The sequence below is a fragment of the Natronobacterium gregoryi SP2 genome, assembly GCF_000230715.2.
Lineage (GTDB): Archaea > Halobacteriota > Halobacteria > Halobacteriales > Natrialbaceae > Natronobacterium > Natronobacterium gregoryi.
Window position 1 is genome coordinate 52,161 of the sequence record NC_019792.1, and the last position, 20,563, is coordinate 72,723.

Consider the following 20,563-nt stretch of genomic DNA (forward strand, 5'->3'; position numbering starts at 1 on the left):
AAGCACGACTGCGGCTGTATAAGCGTATTGGAAGTTGAACGATCAGTTCCGAATTCTCGGGCTCAGAGACGGACGGGAACTCCACGCTCGTCTAGATGCTCTTTCGTCTCCTCGATCGAGTACTCGTCGAAGTGAAAGATGGAGGCTGCAAGCCCTGCATCCGCGCCAGCGTCGGTGAACACGTCGTACATGTCTTCGGGACCACCACAGCCCGAGGAGGCGATGACGGGCGTGTCGACTGTCTCGCAGACGGCCGTGGTCAACGGCAAGTCGTAGCCGTCTTTGGTCCCGTCCTTGTCGATCGAGTTGACGAACAGTTCACCCGCACCCCGTCGCTCGGCTTCGGCGGCCCACTCGAGGACGTCGATCCCGGTTCCCTCGCGCCCGCCTTTCTTCGTACACTCGAACCAGCAGGATTCGCCGTCGACCTCGACGTAGTGTTCGCCCTCCTCGTCGAACCGCCGCCGTGCGTCGACGCTGATGACGATACACTGGCTGCCGAAGGCCTTCGCACCCTCGTTGATCAGTGTCGGACGCTCGAGCGCGCCGGTAGTGATCGAGACCTTGTCCGCGCCGGCCCGAAGCGTTTCCTTGATGTCGTCGGTCGTGCGAATGCCGCCGCCGACCGTAAGGGGAATGAAGACTTCGTCGGCAACGCGTTCGACGACGTCGAGCATCGTCTCTCGACCCTCCGCAGAGGCGGTGATGTCGAGGAAGACGAACTCGTCGGCTCCCGCTTCGTTGTACGCCTTGGCCATCTCGACGGGATCTCCAGTGTACTCGAGATCGTCGAAGTTGACGCCGGTGTAAACCGCTGGATTCCCGTCTTCGTCGATGTCGACGTCGATACAGGGGATGAGTCGTTTGGTCAGAGCCATGTGATCGTTGTCGGGAGTTCGCACCGAGGGTAGTAAAGAAGTCTGGATCGGGCGATCCTACGCGAGCAGCCGCCCGCGAAACGCCTCGATGGCATCGGGCAGCGCCTCGAGGTGGCTTCGGTACCGGAGGTAGTCCCGGTACTGGCTGCTCAGCAAGACGTTCGTCTCGGGGTCGCGACCCACCACACGGCGGACGCTCTCGTCGTTCCACTCGAGCGACTGGAGCGTCTCCGCGAGGATGTACGCGCCGAGTGACGGTTCGGTGATCGCTCCGCCTTCGAAGTCGGCCTCGCGTACCTGCTGTGTTGCAGCGAGCGCGTCTTGCCGTTCCGCTCGGACGTCCTCGATCGACGGATCGCGAACGTCGCCGTCGGCGATCCGATCCCGGAGAATCTCGAACCCGCGGTACGCCACCTCGAACTCGAGAGCGTGATAGAGGCCCGTCGCAAGATTGCCGTCTCGTAACGCCGCCTCCATACCGTCCTGCGCTCGATCGACCGGCTGTCTGGCCCGGTAGAGGGCGAACTCGAGGAACTGGTCGTCCAGGTCACCGAGGCCGATCTCTTCGAGCCAGCCCTCCTGGTGGTCGGGAAACCCGACCTCGTCGGTGGTCTCGACAGAACGCTCGAGAGCGTCCTCGAAGATCGACCCGAGATCGGCGTCACCTTCGTCTTCGCGCCAGCGCTCCTCGAGGTGCTCCCAGACGGCGGTCGTGGCAGTCGCGGCCTCGAGAGAACCGGCCGACTCCCCGATCTCGAGGACGTCGTCGGTCGCGGAGACGCTCCATCGCTCGAGGCTCCGTTGGGCACCCGTACAGTCGTCCTCGAGTCGTGCGTAGTAGAGCGCCGCGCGGCAGAGTCCCTCGTCGGCGTCACTCCCCCTGTATTCGATCGTCTCGAGTCGGTCGGTAACGGCCTCGTCGACGGTATCGCGCTCGTCGCGAAGTTCGACGACCAGGGACTCCCGATCAGCGTCGACGGTGAGCCACGCCGTCGCCGCGGTTCGTGCGGATTCGCGGGCGTTTCGGGAGTCGTGGAGCGCGTGATACTGCGCCGCGCCGGTTGCGTCGGCGGCCTCGTCCCGAGTCGTGGTCGCCTCGTCGTGGCTCTCGACGATCGACTCGCGAACGACGCCGTTCGGCACGTCCTCCGACTCCAGCGGATCGGGAACTGCCGCTACCAGCGCGTCGACGCGCTCGAGGCCAGCCTCGAGCGCACTCTCGTCGGGCCGAATCGGGACCGGCCACTCGATCGTCGGCTCGTCGTCCTCGAGGACGGTCTCGGCCTCGCTCGGCGAAAACACGAGAGACGACGCCGTCTCATCGTCTTCCCAGGGAAGGGCGCTACAGCCGGCGACGGCGACGCCGGAAACGGCCCCGAGGCTGGCGAGCAGTTGGCGGCGCGTTCGAAGTCCGTCGTTCGATCCCGTCATTCGTCTTCACCCGTGTTCACGCTCGTGTTCAGGGCTATCGAACTCGCGTTTTCCTCGCTGGCGCTCTCGGCCCGGTGAGCGACTGCCGAGTCGGGACACGAAGCGCTCTCGGAACTGCCGCTGCTCGAGGGCCGCTCGTCGTACGGTCGGTCGACACGGATGATCGTCGCTTGCATCCGCTCTCTGTCGGCCGCACACGATTCCGTCGGCGGTTTCAGCGGGCGGCAGAACGATGCTCGGAACTGGTCGTTGTCCGCCTGGACGCCCAGAACCAGTCGCTCGTAACAGTCCTCGATCGTCCGCTGGTGGACGACGATCGACTGGTGTTCGAAGTCGGTCGCCTCGAGGAAGTCGCGAATCTCTGCTTCGTCTTCGTCCGCGAGGGAGGGGTCGATCCAGAGTGCTTCGGCATCGTCGAGCGAGAGGACGAACAGCCGCGAACGCCTGTACAGCGAGGGGCGCTCGTCGTCTTCTTCTTCGGCCTCTTGAGCTGCTTCTTCGTCACGAAACACGAAGTAGTCGGCGTCGTCCGCTCGGACGGACAGCGACTCGTATTCGTGGGTGGACTCGGTTCGTGGTTCGTCGTAGGCGGCGTCATCGACTGATTCACTCTCCCTGGCACAGCCAGCGAGGGCTACCGTCGCTCCTGTCGCGGTGGTGAGGAGTTGTCTGCGAGTGAAAACGTTGCGTCTGGAGGGCATCGTCGGTTGCTTGTCGTCCGCGCAGTAAATATCTACGGGTGGTGACATCTTCCGCGCCCTGAAGGACGCGGCTTCCCGTACCGCAGGGTGGGATATTTGCTGGTCTACGATACGACCTGTCTTCTCGTGTTGAACGTCCCGCTTTCGCGGTCGAACAGGTGTACCGATGGCTGTGTCGTTCGAAAGGCGCTCGCGCCTTTCGTGATGACGAGAGACCGTAATGAGTGACAGAAGTTTTGGGCGTGGGCTAAGACGAACGGGTTATCTGTCTTTAGCTAAGCGAAGAACCACGTGACAGCAGCGGCTTATCGAGACATCTTTTCGAGAGGAATGAGGAGGCAACGGCTGTGTCCACCAATGCCTCCTCATCTCGGATTATGCGTCGGCTCACTACACTGTTTCCCTCTGAGTTCCTCGAAGAGCACGCCGAGGAACTCGGCGTGATCGAACGCGACCGCAAGCTCCAGATCCCTGCCTTCGTCTGGGCATTCGTGTTCGGCTTCGCCGCAGGCGAAAGCCGAACACTCGCTGGCTTCAGACGCAGCTACAACCCCACTGCCGACGAGACGATCTCTCCCGGCGGCTTCTATCACCGGTTGACGCCGTCTCTCGCAGAGTACTTCCGCGACCTCGTCGAGGCCACGCTCGATGAGGTCGCTGTCCCTGACACTGTTGACGCCGATATCGACCGATTCAAGGACGTGATGATCGCTGATGGAACCGTCCTGCGGTTGCACGAGTTCCTTGCCGATGAGTACGAAGCTCGCAAGGAGGAGCAGGCTGGAGCGAAGCTCCACCTGCTCCATAATGCCACCGACCAGACGATAGAATGGCTCGACGTGACTGACGAGAAAACGCACGACAGCACGTTGTTTCACACAGGATCGTGGCTCGAAGATCGGCTCGTTCTGTTCGACCGAGCCTACTTCAAGTACCGCCGCTTCGCGTTGATCGATGAGAACGACGGCTACTTCGTGAGTCGGCTGAAAGAGAGCGCAAATCCGGTCGTAACGGAGGAATTACGGGAATGGCGCGGCCGCGCCATTCCCTTGGAAGGTGAGCAGATCCACGATGTTGTGGATGATCTGCACCGCGAGTACATCGACGTGGAAGTCGAAGCCGAGTTCGACCGAAGACCGTACGGCGGAACGCAGTCACGCCATACGAAGCGGTTTCGCGTCGTCGGCGTCCGGAAAGAGGACGCCGACGACTACCACCTGTACATCACGAATCTCCCGAGAGAGGAGTTCTTGCCGTCGGATCTAGGGACGATCTATCGGTGTCGGTGGGAGGTGGAGTTGCTGTTTCGGGAGTTGAAGACGCAGTACGAACTGGACGAGTTCGACACGACGAAGAAGCATGTTGTCGAAATTCTGCTGTACGCGGCGTTGCTGTCACTGCTCGTGAGTCGTGAATTGCTCGATCTGGTCACCGAACAGGCGGACGATGAGATCGTGTTTCCGCCGGAACGCTGGGCGGCGACCTTCCGGTCGCACGCCCAGCTCATCCTCCACGAACTTGGCGAATATCTTGGCTACTCGCCGCCACCGCTGCTCGAGCGACTGATCGACGACGCACAGAAGATCCACCAGCAACGCCCAGTGTTACAAGAGACGCTCGCTACCGCTACGCAACCGAGGTGTGAGTCTTAGCTAAAGACGAATAGCGAGTCGAGGTCATCGCGGACTTGTTGGTTCTGGAGAGAGCCAACGTAGGTACGAGTGACCTCGATCGCCATATATAGCCTATGTAGATAATCCGACTTAATGGTGTGGATGATCGTTGAATATCCAGCCAGCCACCGACAGTGGATTGTGTCGTTCAGCGACGCGATTCACGCCCACCGCAAACGGTGGGATTCTCTCGCTGCTCAAAGATAGGTTCTCGTTCGATAACGAGAGACGCGTCCGGGGAGGTGTCTTTAAGACGACGAGGGAACAACGCCCGCACATGGCAGACGACACGCAGGACACGACAGGCAACGATTCGGCCGCCGACGTCGGTCACGATCTCGAGGCCAAACGGACGACTGCACCGATGAGCGACTACTCCTCGCGGGCCGTCGGGATCGGCTTTCTCGTCTTGCTGGTCGGCGCGGCGGTCGCCTTCGGTGTCCCGCTTGGCGTGTTTGGACTGTAAGCGGCGAAATAGGGATTAGAAGACGTACTCGTCGTCGTGGCCCATCATCCCGTCGTCTTCGAGGCCGGTGCCGCCACCGGTGGTTCCTTCCTCTTCGTCCATCGGTCCGCTGGTCTTGTAGGCTTTGATCCCCGTCGAGAGGAGGTCCTCGATCGCCTCCTCGCGGTTGACGAATTCACCGCGTTCGACCATCTGGGCGATCTGCATCTCGAGGTGTTCCGGAATAGTGATCTCTACTTTCGGCATCTGATTCGGCTTTCGGCGAGGGGGTATTTAGGTTTGACGGGGAGTGTGCACCGAGCGAAAAACGAGTCGGTTGGTCCGTTCGTCGCGGGCTCTCGAAGGTCTCCTTCTGTGGCGTTCTATCGGCTGCCCATCATGGAGTCGATCGCGTTCTTCAGCGTCGCACCGGGTTGGGTGATCGAGTCCAGTTGCTGGCGCATCTTGCGCTGGTTGAAGTAACTCGCGAACGCGAGGATCGTCGGTGGCCAGAGCCCGACGAACAACCCACGCTCACGATCGCCACGCAGGAAGAAATAGTACCACGCGAGACCGACGGACGCTGCGGACGCGAGGAACGCAGGACCGATCGCCTGTTCGCTGATCTCCTCGGTTGCCTGTCCGGACACGTCCCGTTCTTGAATCTGCTGTCTACTCGTCATACGCTGGAACGAACACCGAGACCCTACTAAGGGGTGGCGAGGGTTTCGCATGGTAGCCCGCGACTGGTGACGAGTCCGTGACCGTTTCGGACCGTTTCGAGGGCGGTACCGTCCTGTGAATGTATGCTTTCTCGCGTCGTCCTCTCGGTGTCGACCGTTCTCACTCACGCCGTGGCGTCACACCTACATAGCTCGGCACGAACGCCCCTCATATGACGAACGTGACCGACGTTACGGACCTCTATCAAGAGTTCGGTGACGAGCGACTGCCCCCGGGACAACGAGAAACGACGGCGTTTCCCGTCCTCTCGAAGGGCGAAACACCCGACTGGGACCCCGAAGCCTGGACGTTTACCGTCACCGGCGATGTCGACGAGGAGCTTGCCCTCTCCTGGCAAGAGTTTCGTGACCTCCCAGCCGAGACACAGCGTCAGGACTTTCACTGTGTGACCGGCTGGAGCAAGTTCGACTGCGAGTTCACCGGCGTTCCCGTTACCGAACTCGCCGAACGAGCCGGCGTCTCCGACGACGCCTGCCACGTCCTGTTCTCCGCACTGGACGGGTACACGACGGACCTTCCACTCGAGGACTGTCTGCGCGACGAGGTTCTCTTCGCGTGGGCGTTCGACGGCGAGGATCTGCCTGCAGACCACGGCGGTCCACTCCGGGTCGTCACACCCCACAAGTACGCTTACAAGGGCGCAAAGTGGGTCGACGGCGTCGAATTCCTCACCGAACCCGAACTCGGGTACTGGGAGCGACGTGGCTACTCCCAGACTGCGAACCCCTGGCGAGAGGAGAGATATAGTTAGGCTGAAGGTCGGGCGGTCCCGAACTCCGACCGATGGACAGGATATCGGGCGAGAGCGGTGATCGGGGGGAGCTCACCGCCGAGGCCGAGGCCGAGGCCGGTACCGACTCCGGTGCCGATTCTGGGGACGAGACCAGTGGGCTCGAGTTGGTGAGCCGTAGCCGCGAGCTCGGAGACGTTTCGTTCGGTGCGATCGTCGACGCGGCCGACGAACCGAGAGTACAGTGGTCGACGCCCGACGGCCTCGAGGTCGTCGGCCGCGGCGTCGCCGTCCGTATCGTCGCGACCGGCCCCGACCGGTTCGAGGCCGTCCGCGAGCAGGCGAGCCGCGTCTTCGATCGCGTCGATCACGACGGTCCGTCGGTCGCTCGACCGCGTGCGTTCGGCGGCTTCGCGTTCCACGACGAGCACGAGCCGGGTGTAGCACCCTGGACCGGCTTCGACGCCGCCTCGTTCCTGATTCCGCGCCTTCTCGTCGTTAGAAGCGGCGACGGAACGTGGCTGACAGCCGTCGCCGAAACCGAATCCGACGCCGAGGACCGACTCGAGGACTGGAACGACCGGCTCGCCGATCTCCCCGCGATGCGACCGAGTGGATCGGGGCCAGGAGTCGACACAACCCACCGCAGTACCTCGCCAGACGAGTGGGCAGACCAAGTCGAGTGCGCGCTCGACCGGATCGACGACGGACGGCTCACGAAAGTCGTCCTCGCGCAGGCGCTGTCGGTCGACCTCGAGGACGACCTCGACGTCGCAGCGACGCTCGAGCGGCTTCGACGCCGCTATCCGAACTGTTACCGGTTCCTGATCGGCCACGAGATCGGTGGGACGTTCTTCGGTGCACCACCCGAACGACTGGTCGCCAAACGGGGCGACTGCGTCGAGACCGAAGCACTCGCCGGCTCCGTCCCTCGAGGTGACACGCCCGAAGCAGACGAAGAGTACGCCGACGAACTGTTCGACAGCGACAAGGTGCAACGCGAGCACGGCCTCGTCGCCGAAGCGATTCGTGCCCAGCTCGAGCCGCTCACGGCTTCGCTGACCACTGCAGACCAGACCGTCCGGAAACTGGCGACGATCCAACACCTCTGGACGCCGATCGAGGCGACGCTCGAGAAAGAGCGACACGTCCTCGAACTCGTCGAAGCGCTTCATCCGACCCCCGCTGTCGGCGGCGTTCCGACGACGGCAGCCTGGGAGACGATCCGCGAGACCGAAGCCTTCGATCGTGGCTGGTACGCCGCCCCAGTCGGCTGGTTCGACGGCAACGGCGACGGCGAGTTCGCGGTCGGCCTCCGTTCGGGCGTCGCACGCGAAGATTCGATCACGCTCTTTGCGGGCAACGGGATCGTCACCGACAGCGACCCCGACGACGAGTGGACGGAAGTACAACTGAAACTGCGCTCGATTCTCGACGAACTCCGATGACTGATCCACACTCGAGTCCCAATCCCGCGACACTGTGGGGGCGCGTCCTCGTCGACGAACTCACGAAAGGCGGCCTCGAGGCTGTCTGTCTCGCTCCCGGAAGCCGTTCGACCCCGTTGACGGTCGCGTTCGCCGAACACCCGGCTATCGAGGTCTACTCTCACCTCGACGAACGGTCGGCAGCGTTCTTCACGCTCGGTCGTGCCCGACGCACCGGCGAGTCGACGGCGCTCGTCTGCACGTCAGGGACGGCGGCCGCAAACGTACACCCTGCCGTCATCGAGGCCACCCAGGCCCGCGCCCCGATGCTCGTTCTCACGGGCGACCGGCCGGCCGAACTGCGCGACAGCGGAGCGAACCAGACGATAGACCAGGTCAAGCTCTACGGCGACGCAGTCCGGTGGTTCGCCGATCTCCCGGAGCCAGAGGCAGACGAGCGTAAAGTCCGGAGCCTTCGGACGACCGCCGCACGTGCACTCGCCGAAACGACCGGGCCAGAACCGGGTCCGGTCCACCTCAACTGTCCGTTCCGCAAGCCACTCGAGCCGGTCGACGCGCCCGAATCGATCCCGGACTCGTTTCCCGAAACCACGGCAGCGCGAGGGCGCGACGGACCGTTCGTCGACACCCAACAGGGGGCGGTCGAACTCGAGGTCGATGCGGCCCGACCGATCGCGACCGCACTCGCAGACGCCGATCGGCCGCTGGTCGTCGCCGGTCCCGCGGACCCGACCGACCTACAGCGACTCGAACCCGAACGCGTGATCGATCTTGCCGAGCAGGTCGGCGCACCGATTCTCGCCGATCCGCTTTCTGGCCTTCGGTTCGGCTCGCACATCGAGCGTGACGGACCAGTATACGGTGGGTACGATACCTACGCCACGGAACTACCCGATCCAGACGTCGTTCTCCGGCTCGGTGCGTCGCCGACCTCGAAGCCACTCCGGCACGCACTTCGAGACGCCGACACACGACAGTACGTGGTCGACCCCGCTGGCGCGTGGCGAGAGGCGACGTTCACTGCGACCGACCTCGTTGCTGCACGGCCCGAATCAGTCGTCGACGGCGCTCTCGAGGTGCTCTCGAGCGATGACCACACAGCCGAGAGTGAGTGGCAGCCCTGGCTCGACGAGGCCGAACGTCGCCACTGGAAGCGCCGAGACGAGGCACGAGACGACCTCGCTACCGACCCCTTCGAGGGTGCCGTCCTCGCGTCGGTTTTCGAGTGCGCTCCGGATCGGGCGACGGTGTTCGTCTCGAACAGTATGCCGATTCGAGATGCAGACCGGTTCGGACGGCCCCGAGCCGCCGAACTAACGGTACTCTCGAATCGCGGCGCGAGCGGGATCGACGGCATCACGAGCACGGCCCTCGGTGCCGGGAGTGCAATCGACGCAGACGAACCGCTCGTGCTCGTGACCGGCGATCTCGCCTTCTATCACGACTCGAACGGCCTGCTCGCAGTCGACCGCTGTGGCGTCGACGCCACGATCGTCCTACTGGACAACGACGGCGGCGGGATATTCCACAAACTTCCGATAGAAGAGTTCGACCCGCCGTTTACGGCACAGTTCAAGACACCCCACGGCCTCGAGTTCGACACGCTCGCGGAGTTGTACGACCTCGAGTTCGAGGCCGTCGCGCCGGACGAGTTCGAAGATGCCTACGAACGATCGCTCGAGTGCGACGGGACACAGGTGCTCTCGGTGTCGTTCGATGCCGAAGCGAGCCACCGCCGACGCGAAGCACTCGAGCGGGCGGTAGCAGGTGCAGTCGACGACTGATACGGACTGCTGCACTGATGTCCCGACGCGACCGCGCTCCTGCGGTCGCGCCGGAACTGACTGACAGCAAACCCGAAGCGGTTGCACCGGGACGGCAGTACACCAACCCGTACACACTGTGACTCGAGCGCCGACGTGAGTGTGGCAGCGAACGGTGAGGGCGGTCCCGTAAGCGGTGGGGTCGGTGGGAAGTCGGCTCGATTTGTTGCGGTCCTTGGGGCGGTGGGCTGACGGTAGTCGGGGCCTGACAGAGCAACGGTTCTTCAGTCGGTGCGATCTCTTCTGTAGTATCGGTGGTGGAGTCGCTACTGACAAACTCAATATGGCTATATAGAACGTGGAGGGAACTGAACACGGTAACCGCAGCGTAATCGATTGGCTCCAACTGGTTCTTGCTGACGACAAACTCCGATGAACCGTCGCGGGGTTATGTGGTTCGAGACACCTTCGGCGTCTCGTCATCAAGCGAGATCAGGTCTCGCAGATATCGTGGAGTTTGCTCCGCTCAGTCACGGAAACCTCTGATTTCCGTATGACTCCGAGGCACTCGGCCTGTCCCGTCTGTAGATCCGGAGAAAATAAGTTTATGTTCTCGGATTGTTATATTGATGCCCTCCATTACGGTTGCCCGAACTGAGTGTCGTCGCTATCTCCGCGGAAAGACGCCCTGGATTGTCGGCATTGTGTTCGTTCTCTTAACGTGGGATGGGATCTCAGCACAACCAACCGAGGAAGAGATACGAATTCTCGGTGATGCGGTCACACTACTGAGCGCACAAAATTCTGTCTTGGTGGTCGTACCGTTTGCCGCGGCGGCACTGGCGTTCCGGTCGATTATCGGTGAACGTGAATCCGGAACCGCTCGTATAACACTTGGAACCAAGCTTAGCCGACACAGGCTCGTCTTAGAGACGATGTTCGGACGTGGGACAGCGCTGCTCGTCCCCGTCGTCGCTAGTACGCTTCTCGTGGTCGGCTACGATGCCGTCCAGTATGGTCGGTTCTCGCTTGCGTTACTTCTCGGATTGGTGCTGTTGTCGACGGTGTACGTGTTCGTATGGATGGGACTGCTCGTCGGTATCTCCGCCATGAGTTCCTCGACGACCCGTGCAGTCGCCATCGGTTCCCTGGTCACGACCGTCTTCTTCCTCTGGAACGACCTCACCGCCCCCGTCCTTTGGAACTTCGTGACCGGAACCACACCCGGAACCGAGCTAGCGTATCCGGCGTTATTCGAAGCCGCTAAATGGGTATCGCCGTTCAGCGCGTACAACGTCGTCGCAAGCTGGCTGTTTGGTGCTCCTCTCGGTCCCGAGGTCCCGCTTTCGCAGGTCGCCGACGCATTCAACGACGCCGGCGAGTTCGTCCCCGCCGACCCCCCGCTTCCGTCGTGGTCCGGGGCAGTCTTCCTTCTTTCCTGGCCTGTCGTGTCGCTGGTCGCCGGAATAATGTCCTTCCAGCGAACCGACCTCGCCCCGCATAACAGCACGCGACTTCGTGCGCTCTTCCATCGGTTCCCCGTTCCCGCTCTTCCCGGCGGCCGGGGCCTTCGGAAGGCCGGAGCTACACTTTCCGGCTTACTTCCCGGCTCGTGGCAACCGCTCGCGCGTCGTGAGTTTCGCCGTCTCGTTCGGAGCCCACTCGTCTGGGTCGTCGGTGCGCTCGTCTTTCTCGATGGAATCATCAGCCTCTCCCCCGAAGTGTACGTCCAGGAAGCGCTTGGCTCGAGCGTCCCGCTCGCCGCCGTTCAGCGGCCTATTATGGCCATAGCGGCTATCGGAGTTCTCTTTGGAACGTTCCGGTCGGTTGTCCGTGAACGAGACACTGGACGGATTCGGCTGACTGCTGGCACCGCTGTTTCACGGACGGAGTCGCTCCTCGGATTCGTTCTCGGGCGAGCAAGCGCGTTTGCCGTGCCGGTTTTCGCTGCGGTTCTACTAACATGTCTCATCGCGGGTCCGCAATACGGCCTCGTTCCTGCTGGGGAACTGGTTGCCTTCCTCGCGCTTACCTTCCTCTTTCTGGTTGTCATGGCCGGAATCGGTGTTGCGATATCGACCGTCCTGCGGAGCCAGTCCGTTGCCGGCTTTGCGGCTATGGTATTCGTGGTTGTCTCTATCATGTGGCAGTTTGTTGCCAATACGGTATACGAAGTCGTTACTGGGACGGCTGTCACCGGGTTCAACCCGCCGGAAAACCTGCTATACGTCCTTCTCCGCTGGCTTCCGCCGGGGAGCCTGTACAACGTTGCGACGAACTACATCATCGACGTTCCGAACTCGGGGGCAATCTCCTCATTGGTAATCAGCCATCTCCAGCCGAACCGGATCTCAAACGCCGTCGTCGTACGGATAAGCTACGGTACTGACGTTCCGGTCTGGTACCTACATCCCTCGGTCGGCCTTGTCGGACTGCTGCTCTGGTTTGTCGTCCCGCTCGGGCTGTCGGCACTGGTCCATCGGCGCCGGAGCGTCGATTGACCGTTTACTCCGCCAACTCGACGAAGGCGTCTTCGATAGTTCCTTGTTCGCCCTCGAACGACCGGACGGGTGCGCCGGCGTCCTGCAGTGTCTCCAGAACCACCGGTCGTGTCGAACGAGGACAGGTGACGGTAACGTGGCCGTCGTTCCGAACGGCACCGTCGACATCGCTGAGTTCTTCGACAGCCTGTACCGCAGTCTCATCAGCGTCGGTCTCTACTCGGAGCTGGGTCTCGACGCCGGCCGTCGCTCGAAGCTCTGCAGGGGTCCCTTCGGCGATCAGCCGCCCATCGGAGATCAGCCCAACCCGGTCACAGACACGTTCTACCTGGTCGAGGACGTGACTGGAGAAGAAGACCGTCGCCCCACGGTCACACTCTTGGGCGACAAGTTCACGGACGAGTCGTATGCCGTACGGATCGAGTCCCGAAAACGGTTCATCCAGGATTAGCAGTTCTGGAGCGCCCGCAATCGCCATCGCAAGCCCGAGCCGCTGGCACATCCCCTTGGAATAACCGCCAGCACGCTGATCGATTGCGTCACTGAGACCGACACGCTGGAGGGCCGTTTCGGGGTCCCCGCTCGTGTCGTTTGCGTCAAGAATGTATCTGACGTGTTCGCGGCCAGTAAGCGTGCCGTAGACGCCGAATTTATCGGGCAGGATGCCGGTTCGTGCATGGATTGCGCTGGCCTCTTCGCGGGTGTCCATCCCGAGAACGGTTGCGGTCCCTTCGGTTGGCCGCGTGTAGTCCATCAGCATGTCGATCGTAGTGGACTTCCCCGCCCCGTTTGGACCCAAGAACCCGTACACCTCTCCCTCTCGAACGGTGAGATCGAGATCGCTAACAGCTCGGTTTCCGTCGTACTGCTTCGTGAGTTCGTCCGTCTCGATTGCTTCCATTATCGAATAAACTTGGTGTTGCTGACACTTGAAAGGCGACGCTTTCCAACAGCGTTGCTCGTCTCGACAACGACCGCGGTCGGCCCAGCCGTGCAGGCATGGCCCGCTAGTACCGTCCCAAGTCTACTCTGGCTAGTGCACTCCACTTCTGATCGAGAATCGTGATCGGTTTGGGCCAACTCTCAACTAGTCAGTCGACGATTGGGACGGTACTAGTACCCCGGCCACTCATCGCTGATATCCTCGAGTTCGAGTTCTCGGTTTCCTGAAGCAGTTCTCGTAAGCGGCGCTGGATAGGTGATCTCGACGTACGTGTATCCGTCGCCGTCGTCGACCTGTGGCCCACCGAGATCGGTCGTAAAAATGTCGCTCTTGATCGTGAGCCCGATGTGCTCTGTCCGCGACTGGAACAGGTTCCCCGCCGAGGGGTTCCGGAAGATGTAGTACTTGTCCATCACGTACTCTGGGAACGGGTCCTGGTAGAGAATCGACGTGGCGGCGATGACCTTGTCGATACAGTCACCACGCCCGCGTGCAAAGAAGTTCACCGGATGCTGTACCTCGGGAATGCCCTGCCACTTGCGCTCGTCGTCGGTTTCGTAGGGCATCCACTGGACGACATCTGCGACGAAGCGGAGCTTCTCTTCGGGCGTCTCGAGTCCGAGAAGCGTTGCCTTTTCGGCGAACGTCTCGGCGAGTCGCTCGATCGGTGTAAGGGTATCGTGTGGGATTCCCCACTCTTCGCCGCCGTCAAGGTAATATCGCCACGCAGGCGCTAGCTGGTCTTCGTCGCTTCCGGTGTGTTTGTAGTGGTTCTCCCAGTGGCGAAGGGCAGCGTCGTACTCTTTGTCAGTGATTTCGTACTCGATTCCCCAGGGACGCTCGAACGCCCCCAGCTCGTAGCGATCGTATCCGATGTCGTCGTTCCGGTTTGGAATCCCGTCGTGTGAGGGCGCGTGGTGGCGAGTGTCGTTCGTTCCTGTGGCCATCCGGACGCGGTAGCCATCGTCTGTCTTCTCCTGGCCGAAGAACACGGGGCTCTCGTCGCTGTGACGCAGCGGTTCGTACCCGCTGCTCGAGCGCTGTACCGAGAGCGTCTCGTCTTCGCCGGGGACGAGCGTAAACGGTTGGGTTGTCCCGAGAGAGTACGTCTCGTCGTCGACGTCGCCGGTCGTCTTCAGGGCAAACTGGAGTGGGACTCCTTCGGGAAGCTCCTCGTTCAGTTCGAACGTGATCTTCGCGAAGTCGGCGGTCTCGCCTTCGACTCGCTGCTCGTCGACGATTTCGGCTTCGAGCGGTCCGTCCGCTGACGGAAGGTCGAGCGTCGGGCGTGCGACGACTTCTTTTTCGATTTCCCATCCCTCCGCAGGGTCGCTCGGCGTCGGGGCGTCGAGATAGAGCTGTAACGACCGCTGTCGGACCAGTTCGGCGTCGGTAACGAGAAGCGTGACGTCGGTGGCGGACACGCTAGACGCCGCTTCGAGAGCACCGATTCCGGGAGATGACGAGCTTCCGTCGTCACTGGCAAGCGGCAGCCAGCTGTCTCGAAAGCCGTTGAGGCCTCCCACACAGCCAGCGATAGCGATCGAGCCGGTAGCTCCGAGAGAGGCAATGAGCGTCCGCCGATCCATGGATACCCATTGGAGGTGTCCCTTTATAATATTCTTGGCAGCCGATCGTTCGTGCGAGCGTAACTGATCCAGTGGTGTCATCGACGGATCGCCGGAGGGGTAGACGTCGAGACTGGGGATCGGGCGGTGTCGTCGGACTTCCTGTCGTGGGAGCCGACGAGAACCTATTTCACGTCTCCACTCCGACACTCGGACAATGGTTTCGGAACTCTTCGACGACGAGCAGTGGGAACGGGTCGAGGATGTCCGCGAGTTTCAGGACATCACGTACCATCGTGCAGTCGAGTCGGGGACCGTCCGAATCGCGTTCGACCGGCCCGAGGTCCGCAACGCCTTCCGACCGGGAACAGTCGACGAACTCTACGATGCACTCGAGCACGCGAAACGTCAGACGGACGTCGGCTGCGTGCTCCTGACGGGGAACGGCCCGTCCCCGAAAGACAGTGGCTGGGCGTTCTGTTCGGGCGGCGACCAGACGATCCGCGGCGAGGACGGCTACCAGTACGACGGGGACGAAAAACGGGCGTCCGAGCAGGGCAGATTACACATTCTCGAGGTGCAGCGGCTCATCCGCCACATTCCAAAGGTCGTCGTCTGCGTCGTTCCCGGCTGGGCTGTCGGAGGCGGTCACTCGTTGCACGTCGTCTGTGACCTCACACTCGCCAGCGACGAACACGCGAAGTTCCTCCAGACCGATCCCGACGTCGCCAGCTACGACGCTGGCTTCGGTTCGGCCTATCTCGCAAAACAGATCGGACAGAAGAAGGCCCGAGAGGTGTTTTTCCTTGGAAAGACCTACGACGCCGCCGAAGCCGAGGAGATGGGGATGGTCAACGAGGTCGTCCCCCACGAAGAACTCGAGGCGGTCGCTCTCGAGTGGGGCGAACGGATCAACTCGAAGAGTCCGACGGCGATGCGGATGCTCAAGTACGCGTTCAATATGACCGACGACGGTATGATCGGCCAGCAGGTGTTTGCCGGCGAGGCGACTCGGCTGGGGTACATGACCGACGAGGCAGAGGAGGGCCGTACCGCATTCGTCGAGGACCGCGAACCCGATTTCGACGACTACCCGTGGCACTACTGATGCGGACTGCTGTCCCGATGTACCGGCGCGACTGCAGGAGCGCTTGCGGCCGCGCCGGACATGACGGACAGCAAACTGTACGAGCGACCGGACAAACCGTTGGTGTGTGCCGCGGACCGCCTTCTCGGAACGAGTGGCCTGGCTCGAAGATGCCAGTTCGTCGTCGCCAGTACTGCTCCCATCGTCGGGACAGCAGACTGGCTCGAGACTGTCGCCGGAAGTCCGCGTGAGGAAGAGGCCGACGACAGCGTCGCCGTCTGACACGGGTACAGCGTGAAATTTCACGGTGCCAGTCGTGAGAGGCGGTCAGCGAAGCGACAGACAGCCTTTGCACGGCCAGACTGTCGACTCGAATGCTGCCGGTTTCCGGGCGGATTCTGTTCGATTGCTCCTGCGGAGCGGTCAGTATCGTTTAGTAGTTCCATCGGAAACAGTTGTCTGCTTCCGTATCGGAAGCAGCGAGTGGGGAGGTGACTCGAACGGTAGGTGGTGGTTGCTCCCCACTGCACCTTGCGGTGCGGTTCCCCGTTAGCGGAGATATCACTTAGACCTAGTTGATTCGGTCAACTGCCTGTCTTGTTCTACTCGGTCTGACGGAGTCACTCGGCGAGTGGCGAGATCGGCCTCGAGTCGCCGAGGATGGGGTGGTTCTCCGGTTAGCTATCGCCGTCCCGGACTGCAGGTGTGTCGATTCGTACGACTGTCCGTCGTCACCGGTACACCGTGCTCGCCCGTAGCCGTACCGGCAACGACAGTTCGTCCGAGCCGTCGATGTCGGGTGGGGTTTCGTCGCTTCGAGTTCGCATTTCGGTCGTGGAGAGTGCCAGTCAGAAGTAGTATTTACTACGGATACGGTAAATTCTTTATTCGTCGGAGCCGTTGTCTCGAGTATGAAAGCGATCGCTGTCGAGCCAGGGGCCGGGGAACCGGCGCTCGTCGAGCGACCACAGCCCGAACCGGACGACGGCGAAGCACTGGTTCGAACGCTGCGGGTGGGCGTCGACGGAACCGACCACGAAGTTATCGCGGGACACCACGGCAAAGTGCCCGCTGGCGCAGACCGACTCGTGCTCGGACACGAAGCCGTCGGCGTCGTCGAGGATTCGAACGGGACTGATCTCGAGGACGGCACGCTCGTTGTCCCGACCGTTCGACGATCACCGACGGTGGGCAGTCAGAACGACTACTTCGGGCGCGGTGAGCCCGACATGGCACCCGAAGGCGAGTACGTCGAACGCGGAATCGTTGGCGAACACGGGTTCATGATGGAGTATTTCACTAGTCCCGTGGAGTACCTCGTCCCACTCCCCGAGGAGTATGCGTCGCTTGGCTTTCTCGTCGAGCCGATCAGTATCTCAGAGAAGGCGCTCGAACACGCCTTTGCCTCTCGGTCGGCGTTCGATTGGACTCCCGAGTCGGCGCTGGTGCTTGGCAACGGCTCGCTCGGACTGCTCACCCTGGCGATGCTCGCGGAGGTCGTCGAGTTCGAGCGAACGTACTGTCTCGGCCGCCGCGACCGGCCAGACCCGACGATCGACATCATCGAGGAACTCGGCGCGACGTACGTCGACTCCCGCGAGACGCCGGTGTCCGAGATCCAAGACGAGTACGAACCGATGGACTTCGTCTACGAAGCCACGGGCTATGCCAAACACGCGGTCGAGACGGTCGACGCACTGGCCCCCAACGGCGTCGGTGCACTGCTCGGCGTCCCCGAATCCTGGGAGTTCGAGGTCGACGGCGGCCGCCTCCATCAGGAGATGGTGTTGCACAACAAGGCACTGGTCGGCACCGTCAACTCCCATCGCGGTCACTTCGAGACCGCTATCGACACGCTCGCTCACCTTCCCGACTGGCTCACCGAGGACCTCGTGACAGGTGTCTACGACTTAGCGGAGTACCAGAAGGCCTTCGAAACTGGCGACGATGTCGTGAAGACGGCCGTCGAGTTCACGCCCCGATAGCGCCCGGCGATCGGCCGGTGCGTGATGAAAACCATTACTTGCGCTCGAGTTATTATTTCTCCCATGGGAGTCGATTACGCGGATCTACGCGACCCGAACGCGGAGTATACGATGCGAGATCTCTCCGCGGAGACGATGCAAGTCACTCGCGAGCGCGGGGGTGGACGGGACGTCGAGATTACGGACGTCCAGACGACGATGGTCGACGGCAACTTCCCGTGGACGCTGGTTCGGATCTACACCGACGCCAGCATCGCCGGCACCGGGGAAGCCTACTGGGGTGCGGGCGCGCCCGAACTGATCGAGCGAATGGCACCGTTTCTCGAGGGCGAGAACCCACTCGACATCGACCGTCTCACGGAGCATCTCGTCCAGAAGATGTCCGGCGAGGGCTCGATCGGCGGCGTCACCGTCACCGCGATCTCGGGCATCGAAGTCGCACTGCACGACCTCGTGGGCAAGATCCTCGAGGTACCGGCCTATCAGTTGCTCGGTGGCAAGTACCGCGACGAAGTGCGGGTCTACTGTGACTGTCACACCGAAGCAGAAGCCGATCCGATCGCCTGTGCGGACGAGGCCGAACGCGTCGTCGACGAACTCGGCTACGACGCACTCAAATTCGACCTCGACGTCCCCTCCGGCCACGAGAAAGATCGTGCCAACCGCCATCTACGTTCACCCGAGATCGAACACAAGACGAGCATCGTCGAAGCCGTCACCCAACGCGTCGGCTCGCGGGCCGACGTCGCCTTCGACTGTCACTGGACGTTCTCGGGTGGCTCCGCGAAACGACTCGCAAAGCGCCTCGAGGAGTACGACGTCTGGTGGCTCGAGGACCCAGTGCCGCCGGAGAATCACGACGTCCAGCGCGAGGTCACCCAGTCGACGACGACCCCGGTTGCGGCCGGCGAGAACGTCTACCGCACTCACGGGCAGCGCCGGCTACTCGAGGAGCAGGCAGTCGACATTATTGCACCGGACATGCCCAAGGTCGGCGGGATGCGAGAAACCCGGAAGATTGCCGATCTGGCCGATCTCTACTACGTTCCGGTGGCGATGCACAACGTCGCCTCGCCGGTCGCGACGATGGGCAGCGTCCACGTCGGCGCGGCGATTTCGAACACGCTCGCGGTGGAGTACCACTCCTACGAACTCGGCTGGTGGGAGGATCTCGTCGAGGAAGACGTCATCGAGGACGGCTACATCGAGGTTCCCGAAGAGCCGGGACTGGGGGTGACGCTGGATATGGACGTCGTCGAGGAGCAGATGGTCGAGGGTGAGGAACTCTTCGACGAAGCGTAGTGTCGGCACGCAGCGGCGCTGTCCCTCGAAGGAAGACCGATCGCCAGCACGCTCGAGTCCCGACAGAACGGACGCCGTGGACTGTCCTCTCACATCGAGAACGACTGTTCGGGCGGCTGTGCCTCGATAATTTCGAGTGGTTGGCGCTCGCCCATGCGGTCGAACGCAGCGAACGAATCCTCTTTGTCGGACCAGGGTGGGACGGCGACGAAGACCACTTCTGCGAGATCGTCACGCTTTGTCACCTCGAGTTCTCGGATCGGATGCGAGACGAACTGACCCTGTGCCTGTCGAGCGGGCGTCGAGAGGTCGACGCCGAAGACGGCGTTGACCGCGTTGCCGGGATCGGGGAGGAGAAAGTCCGTAAAGACCGGCGTCTGTGGTGGGAGCACATCGGCATCGTGACCCTCGAGTTTGCGTGCGGGAGTCACCGAGACGCCCGTCCCGACGCGGTCTGGGTCGGCGTCGCTAGCGAGGTCGATGAGGACGTCGACGAGCGCACGCGTGATGTAGACCACGGTCGTCCTAGGTGCTGGCAGTAGTTAGATGTGTCCCCCACAGACCATCGACAGCCGTTTCGTGTGGCTTACTGTCGGTTAGTGTCGGTGCAACCGCGAGCCGACGTGGTTGTGCCGGGAAATCGGGACAGCACCGTATCAGACGGGAAGCAGCGCGCGAACAGTCTTAGCGTACAGGAACGGCGCTCGCCGCCGCGATCCCTCGAGTGCGTTCTCGAGTGCTGCGGTCCCGCCCTGGAGAACGCCGGCTCCGTGTCCGACGAGGATGCGGTCGGGATCGAGGCCGCCCAGTTCCTCTCGGGGCGGGACTGCCCGTCGCATCGGGTGGACGCCGAGGCGTTCGTCTCCGACACGGAAGTAGTCGGCCGCGCCGACCGACTCTGGAACCACCAGCGTCCCGCCGTCGCGGTCGTACAGTGCGGCTTCCTGCCAGAACCTGTTGTCGACGACCGTGTGTGCCTCGAGACCGGTGTCGGCGAGTTCGTCGTCGAACCGGACGATCGGCGTCTCGGCCGCGAGGTCTTCGGCGACGCTCTCGAAAAACGCCGGGAGGTAAACGGGAACGTCGTGACGGTTGGCGATGGCGTCGGCGTCTCGCTTGTGCCGGTCGAGGAGAACGACGACGCCGGCAACCTCGCCGAACCCTCCCAGGAGGTCGTCGAGTCCGGCTGCGTCGATGGGGTCGATCACCCAGATGTCGCCGTCGATGTCGAGAGCGTGGCTCGCGCGTTGCATCCGCTCGTCGGGGTGGGCGATCCAGCCGACGCCCCCGTCGAACCGATCGATCTCGTGGAAGTCGGTCGCACGTTCGTCGATCCGGAAACTCATAGGGACGCGTACGCCCCT

The 20,563-nt window shown here is 62.3% G+C and carries 19 protein-coding genes; 10 read left to right on the forward strand and 9 right to left on the reverse strand.

Annotated elements, in window-relative coordinates:
• Positions 1-62: 62 nt before the first annotated feature.
• The 3 genes from hisF to NATGR_RS00255 are packed head-to-tail and all read right to left on the reverse strand — an operon-like array spanning position 63 to position 3,010.
• Positions 63-878, reverse strand: a complete 816-nt coding sequence (hisF, locus tag NATGR_RS00245; protein ID WP_005579827.1) for an imidazole glycerol phosphate synthase subunit HisF — start codon at positions 876-878, stop codon at positions 63-65.
• A 57-nt stretch (positions 879-935) separates the two neighbouring features.
• Positions 936-2,309: a hypothetical protein gene (locus NATGR_RS00250; protein WP_005579828.1), complete on the reverse strand. Its 1,374-nt coding sequence runs from the start codon at positions 2,307-2,309 to the stop codon at positions 936-938.
• On the reverse strand, positions 2,306-3,010 hold the full coding sequence (locus tag NATGR_RS00255) for a hypothetical protein (protein ID WP_005579829.1): 705 nt from the start codon (positions 3,008-3,010) through the stop codon (positions 2,306-2,308). Before NATGR_RS00255 ends, NATGR_RS00250 begins: the two co-directional genes overlap by 4 nt.
• 377 nt (positions 3,011-3,387) lie before the next feature.
• On the opposite strand from NATGR_RS00255, the gene NATGR_RS00260 reads away from it, so the two are divergent.
• Positions 3,388-4,662 carry an IS4 family transposase gene (locus NATGR_RS00260; protein ID WP_015233179.1) on the forward strand — a complete coding sequence of 425 codons (1,275 nt, stop codon included), beginning with the start codon at positions 3,388-3,390 and terminating at the stop codon, positions 4,660-4,662.
• A 298-nt stretch (positions 4,663-4,960) separates the two neighbouring features.
• Positions 4,961-5,149, forward strand: coding sequence for a DUF7550 family protein (locus NATGR_RS00265; protein ID WP_005579830.1), 189 nt, complete (start codon positions 4,961-4,963; stop codon positions 5,147-5,149).
• A 15-nt stretch (positions 5,150-5,164) separates the two neighbouring features.
• Here the strand turns inward: NATGR_RS00265 and NATGR_RS00270 are convergent, their stop codons facing one another.
• Both NATGR_RS00270 and NATGR_RS00275 read right to left on the reverse strand, forming a co-directional pair.
• On the reverse strand, positions 5,165-5,395 hold the full coding sequence (locus tag NATGR_RS00270; protein WP_005579832.1) for a ribbon-helix-helix domain-containing protein: 231 nt from the start codon (positions 5,393-5,395) through the stop codon (positions 5,165-5,167).
• Positions 5,396-5,511: 116 nt separating this feature from the next.
• A complete protein-coding gene (locus NATGR_RS00275; RefSeq protein WP_005579834.1) occupies positions 5,512-5,811 on the reverse strand; it encodes a hypothetical protein in 300 nt (99 codons plus the stop codon).
• A 212-nt stretch (positions 5,812-6,023) separates the two neighbouring features.
• Here NATGR_RS00275 and NATGR_RS00280 point away from each other — a divergent pair, with 212 nt between their 5' ends.
• From NATGR_RS00280 to NATGR_RS00295, 4 genes are all read left to right on the forward strand, one after another.
• Positions 6,024-6,623: a sulfite oxidase-like oxidoreductase gene (locus tag NATGR_RS00280; protein ID WP_005579835.1), complete on the forward strand. Its 600-nt coding sequence runs from the start codon at positions 6,024-6,026 to the stop codon at positions 6,621-6,623.
• A gap of 32 nt (positions 6,624-6,655) precedes the next feature.
• Entirely contained in the window at positions 6,656-8,050 is a 1,395-nt protein-coding gene (locus NATGR_RS00285; RefSeq protein WP_005579836.1) for an isochorismate synthase, read from the forward strand.
• Complete coding sequence (menD, locus tag NATGR_RS00290) at positions 8,047-9,834, forward strand: 2-succinyl-5-enolpyruvyl-6-hydroxy-3-cyclohexene-1-carboxylic-acid synthase (RefSeq protein WP_005579837.1); 1,788 nt, start codon at positions 8,047-8,049, stop codon at positions 9,832-9,834. Before NATGR_RS00285 ends, menD begins: the two co-directional genes overlap by 4 nt.
• A gap of 608 nt (positions 9,835-10,442) precedes the next feature.
• Positions 10,443-12,314 (forward strand): ABC transporter permease subunit, encoded by a 1,872-nt coding sequence (locus tag NATGR_RS00295; RefSeq protein ID WP_015233181.1) that lies wholly within the window; start codon positions 10,443-10,445, stop codon positions 12,312-12,314.
• Between the two features lie 4 nt (positions 12,315-12,318).
• On the opposite strand, the gene NATGR_RS00300 is transcribed toward NATGR_RS00295, so the two are convergent.
• Together NATGR_RS00300 and NATGR_RS00305 are read right to left on the reverse strand one after the other, a co-directional pair.
• Positions 12,319-13,215 carry an ABC transporter ATP-binding protein gene (locus NATGR_RS00300; protein ID WP_005579839.1) on the reverse strand — a complete coding sequence of 299 codons (897 nt, stop codon included), beginning with the start codon at positions 13,213-13,215 and terminating at the stop codon, positions 12,319-12,321.
• A 212-nt stretch (positions 13,216-13,427) separates the two neighbouring features.
• A complete protein-coding gene (locus NATGR_RS00305; RefSeq protein WP_005579840.1) occupies positions 13,428-14,846 on the reverse strand; it encodes a hypothetical protein in 1,419 nt (472 codons plus the stop codon).
• A gap of 196 nt (positions 14,847-15,042) precedes the next feature.
• On the opposite strand from NATGR_RS00305, the gene NATGR_RS00310 reads away from it, so the two are divergent.
• From NATGR_RS00310 to NATGR_RS00325, 4 genes are all read left to right on the forward strand, one after another.
• Entirely contained in the window at positions 15,043-15,933 is an 891-nt protein-coding gene (locus tag NATGR_RS00310) for a 1,4-dihydroxy-2-naphthoyl-CoA synthase (protein ID WP_005579841.1), read from the forward strand.
• Positions 15,934-15,993: 60 nt separating this feature from the next.
• On the forward strand, positions 15,994-16,194 hold the full coding sequence (locus tag NATGR_RS00315; RefSeq protein WP_005579842.1) for a hypothetical protein: 201 nt from the start codon (positions 15,994-15,996) through the stop codon (positions 16,192-16,194).
• Positions 16,195-16,823: 629 nt separating this feature from the next.
• On the forward strand, positions 16,824-17,897 hold the full coding sequence (locus tag NATGR_RS00320) for a glucose 1-dehydrogenase (protein WP_005579843.1): 1,074 nt from the start codon (positions 16,824-16,826) through the stop codon (positions 17,895-17,897).
• 63 nt (positions 17,898-17,960) lie between these two features.
• On the forward strand, positions 17,961-19,199 hold the full coding sequence (locus NATGR_RS00325) for a mandelate racemase/muconate lactonizing enzyme family protein (RefSeq protein WP_015233182.1): 1,239 nt from the start codon (positions 17,961-17,963) through the stop codon (positions 19,197-19,199).
• A gap of 89 nt (positions 19,200-19,288) precedes the next feature.
• On the opposite strand, the gene NATGR_RS00330 is transcribed toward NATGR_RS00325, so the two are convergent.
• Together NATGR_RS00330 and NATGR_RS00335 are read right to left on the reverse strand one after the other, a co-directional pair.
• On the reverse strand, positions 19,289-19,717 hold the full coding sequence (locus tag NATGR_RS00330; protein WP_005579847.1) for a hypothetical protein: 429 nt from the start codon (positions 19,715-19,717) through the stop codon (positions 19,289-19,291).
• A gap of 138 nt (positions 19,718-19,855) precedes the next feature.
• A complete protein-coding gene (locus NATGR_RS00335; RefSeq protein ID WP_005579849.1) occupies positions 19,856-20,545 on the reverse strand; it encodes a hypothetical protein in 690 nt (229 codons plus the stop codon).
• Positions 20,546-20,563: the final 18 nt, after the last annotated feature.

Bases quoted from the DNA above. Each gene is read 5' to 3' on its own strand.
- hisF (WP_005579827.1), bottom strand. From the start codon at position 878: ATGGCTCTGACCAAACGACTCATCCCCTGTATCGACGTCGACATCGAC.
- NATGR_RS00250 (WP_005579828.1), bottom strand. From the start codon at position 2,309: ATGACGGGATCGAACGACGGACTTCGAACGCGCCGCCAACTGCTCGCC.
- NATGR_RS00255 (WP_005579829.1), bottom strand. From the start codon at position 3,010: ATGCCCTCCAGACGCAACGTTTTCACTCGCAGACAACTCCTCACCACC.
- NATGR_RS00260 (WP_015233179.1), top strand. From the start codon at position 3,388: ATGCGTCGGCTCACTACACTGTTTCCCTCTGAGTTCCTCGAAGAGCAC.
- NATGR_RS00265 (WP_005579830.1), top strand. From the start codon at position 4,961: ATGGCAGACGACACGCAGGACACGACAGGCAACGATTCGGCCGCCGAC.
- NATGR_RS00270 (WP_005579832.1), bottom strand. From the start codon at position 5,395: ATGCCGAAAGTAGAGATCACTATTCCGGAACACCTCGAGATGCAGATC.
- NATGR_RS00275 (WP_005579834.1), bottom strand. From the start codon at position 5,811: ATGACGAGTAGACAGCAGATTCAAGAACGGGACGTGTCCGGACAGGCA.
- NATGR_RS00280 (WP_005579835.1), top strand. From the start codon at position 6,024: ATGACGAACGTGACCGACGTTACGGACCTCTATCAAGAGTTCGGTGAC.
- NATGR_RS00285 (WP_005579836.1), top strand. From the start codon at position 6,656: ATGGACAGGATATCGGGCGAGAGCGGTGATCGGGGGGAGCTCACCGCC.
- menD (WP_005579837.1), top strand. From the start codon at position 8,047: ATGACTGATCCACACTCGAGTCCCAATCCCGCGACACTGTGGGGGCGC.
- NATGR_RS00295 (WP_015233181.1), top strand. From the start codon at position 10,443: ATGCCCTCCATTACGGTTGCCCGAACTGAGTGTCGTCGCTATCTCCGC.
- NATGR_RS00300 (WP_005579839.1), bottom strand. From the start codon at position 13,215: ATGGAAGCAATCGAGACGGACGAACTCACGAAGCAGTACGACGGAAAC.
- NATGR_RS00305 (WP_005579840.1), bottom strand. From the start codon at position 14,846: ATGGATCGGCGGACGCTCATTGCCTCTCTCGGAGCTACCGGCTCGATC.
- NATGR_RS00310 (WP_005579841.1), top strand. From the start codon at position 15,043: ATGGTTTCGGAACTCTTCGACGACGAGCAGTGGGAACGGGTCGAGGAT.
- NATGR_RS00315 (WP_005579842.1), top strand. From the start codon at position 15,994: ATGACGGACAGCAAACTGTACGAGCGACCGGACAAACCGTTGGTGTGT.
- NATGR_RS00320 (WP_005579843.1), top strand. From the start codon at position 16,824: ATGAAAGCGATCGCTGTCGAGCCAGGGGCCGGGGAACCGGCGCTCGTC.
- NATGR_RS00325 (WP_015233182.1), top strand. From the start codon at position 17,961: ATGGGAGTCGATTACGCGGATCTACGCGACCCGAACGCGGAGTATACG.
- NATGR_RS00335 (WP_005579849.1), bottom strand. From the start codon at position 20,545: ATGAGTTTCCGGATCGACGAACGTGCGACCGACTTCCACGAGATCGAT.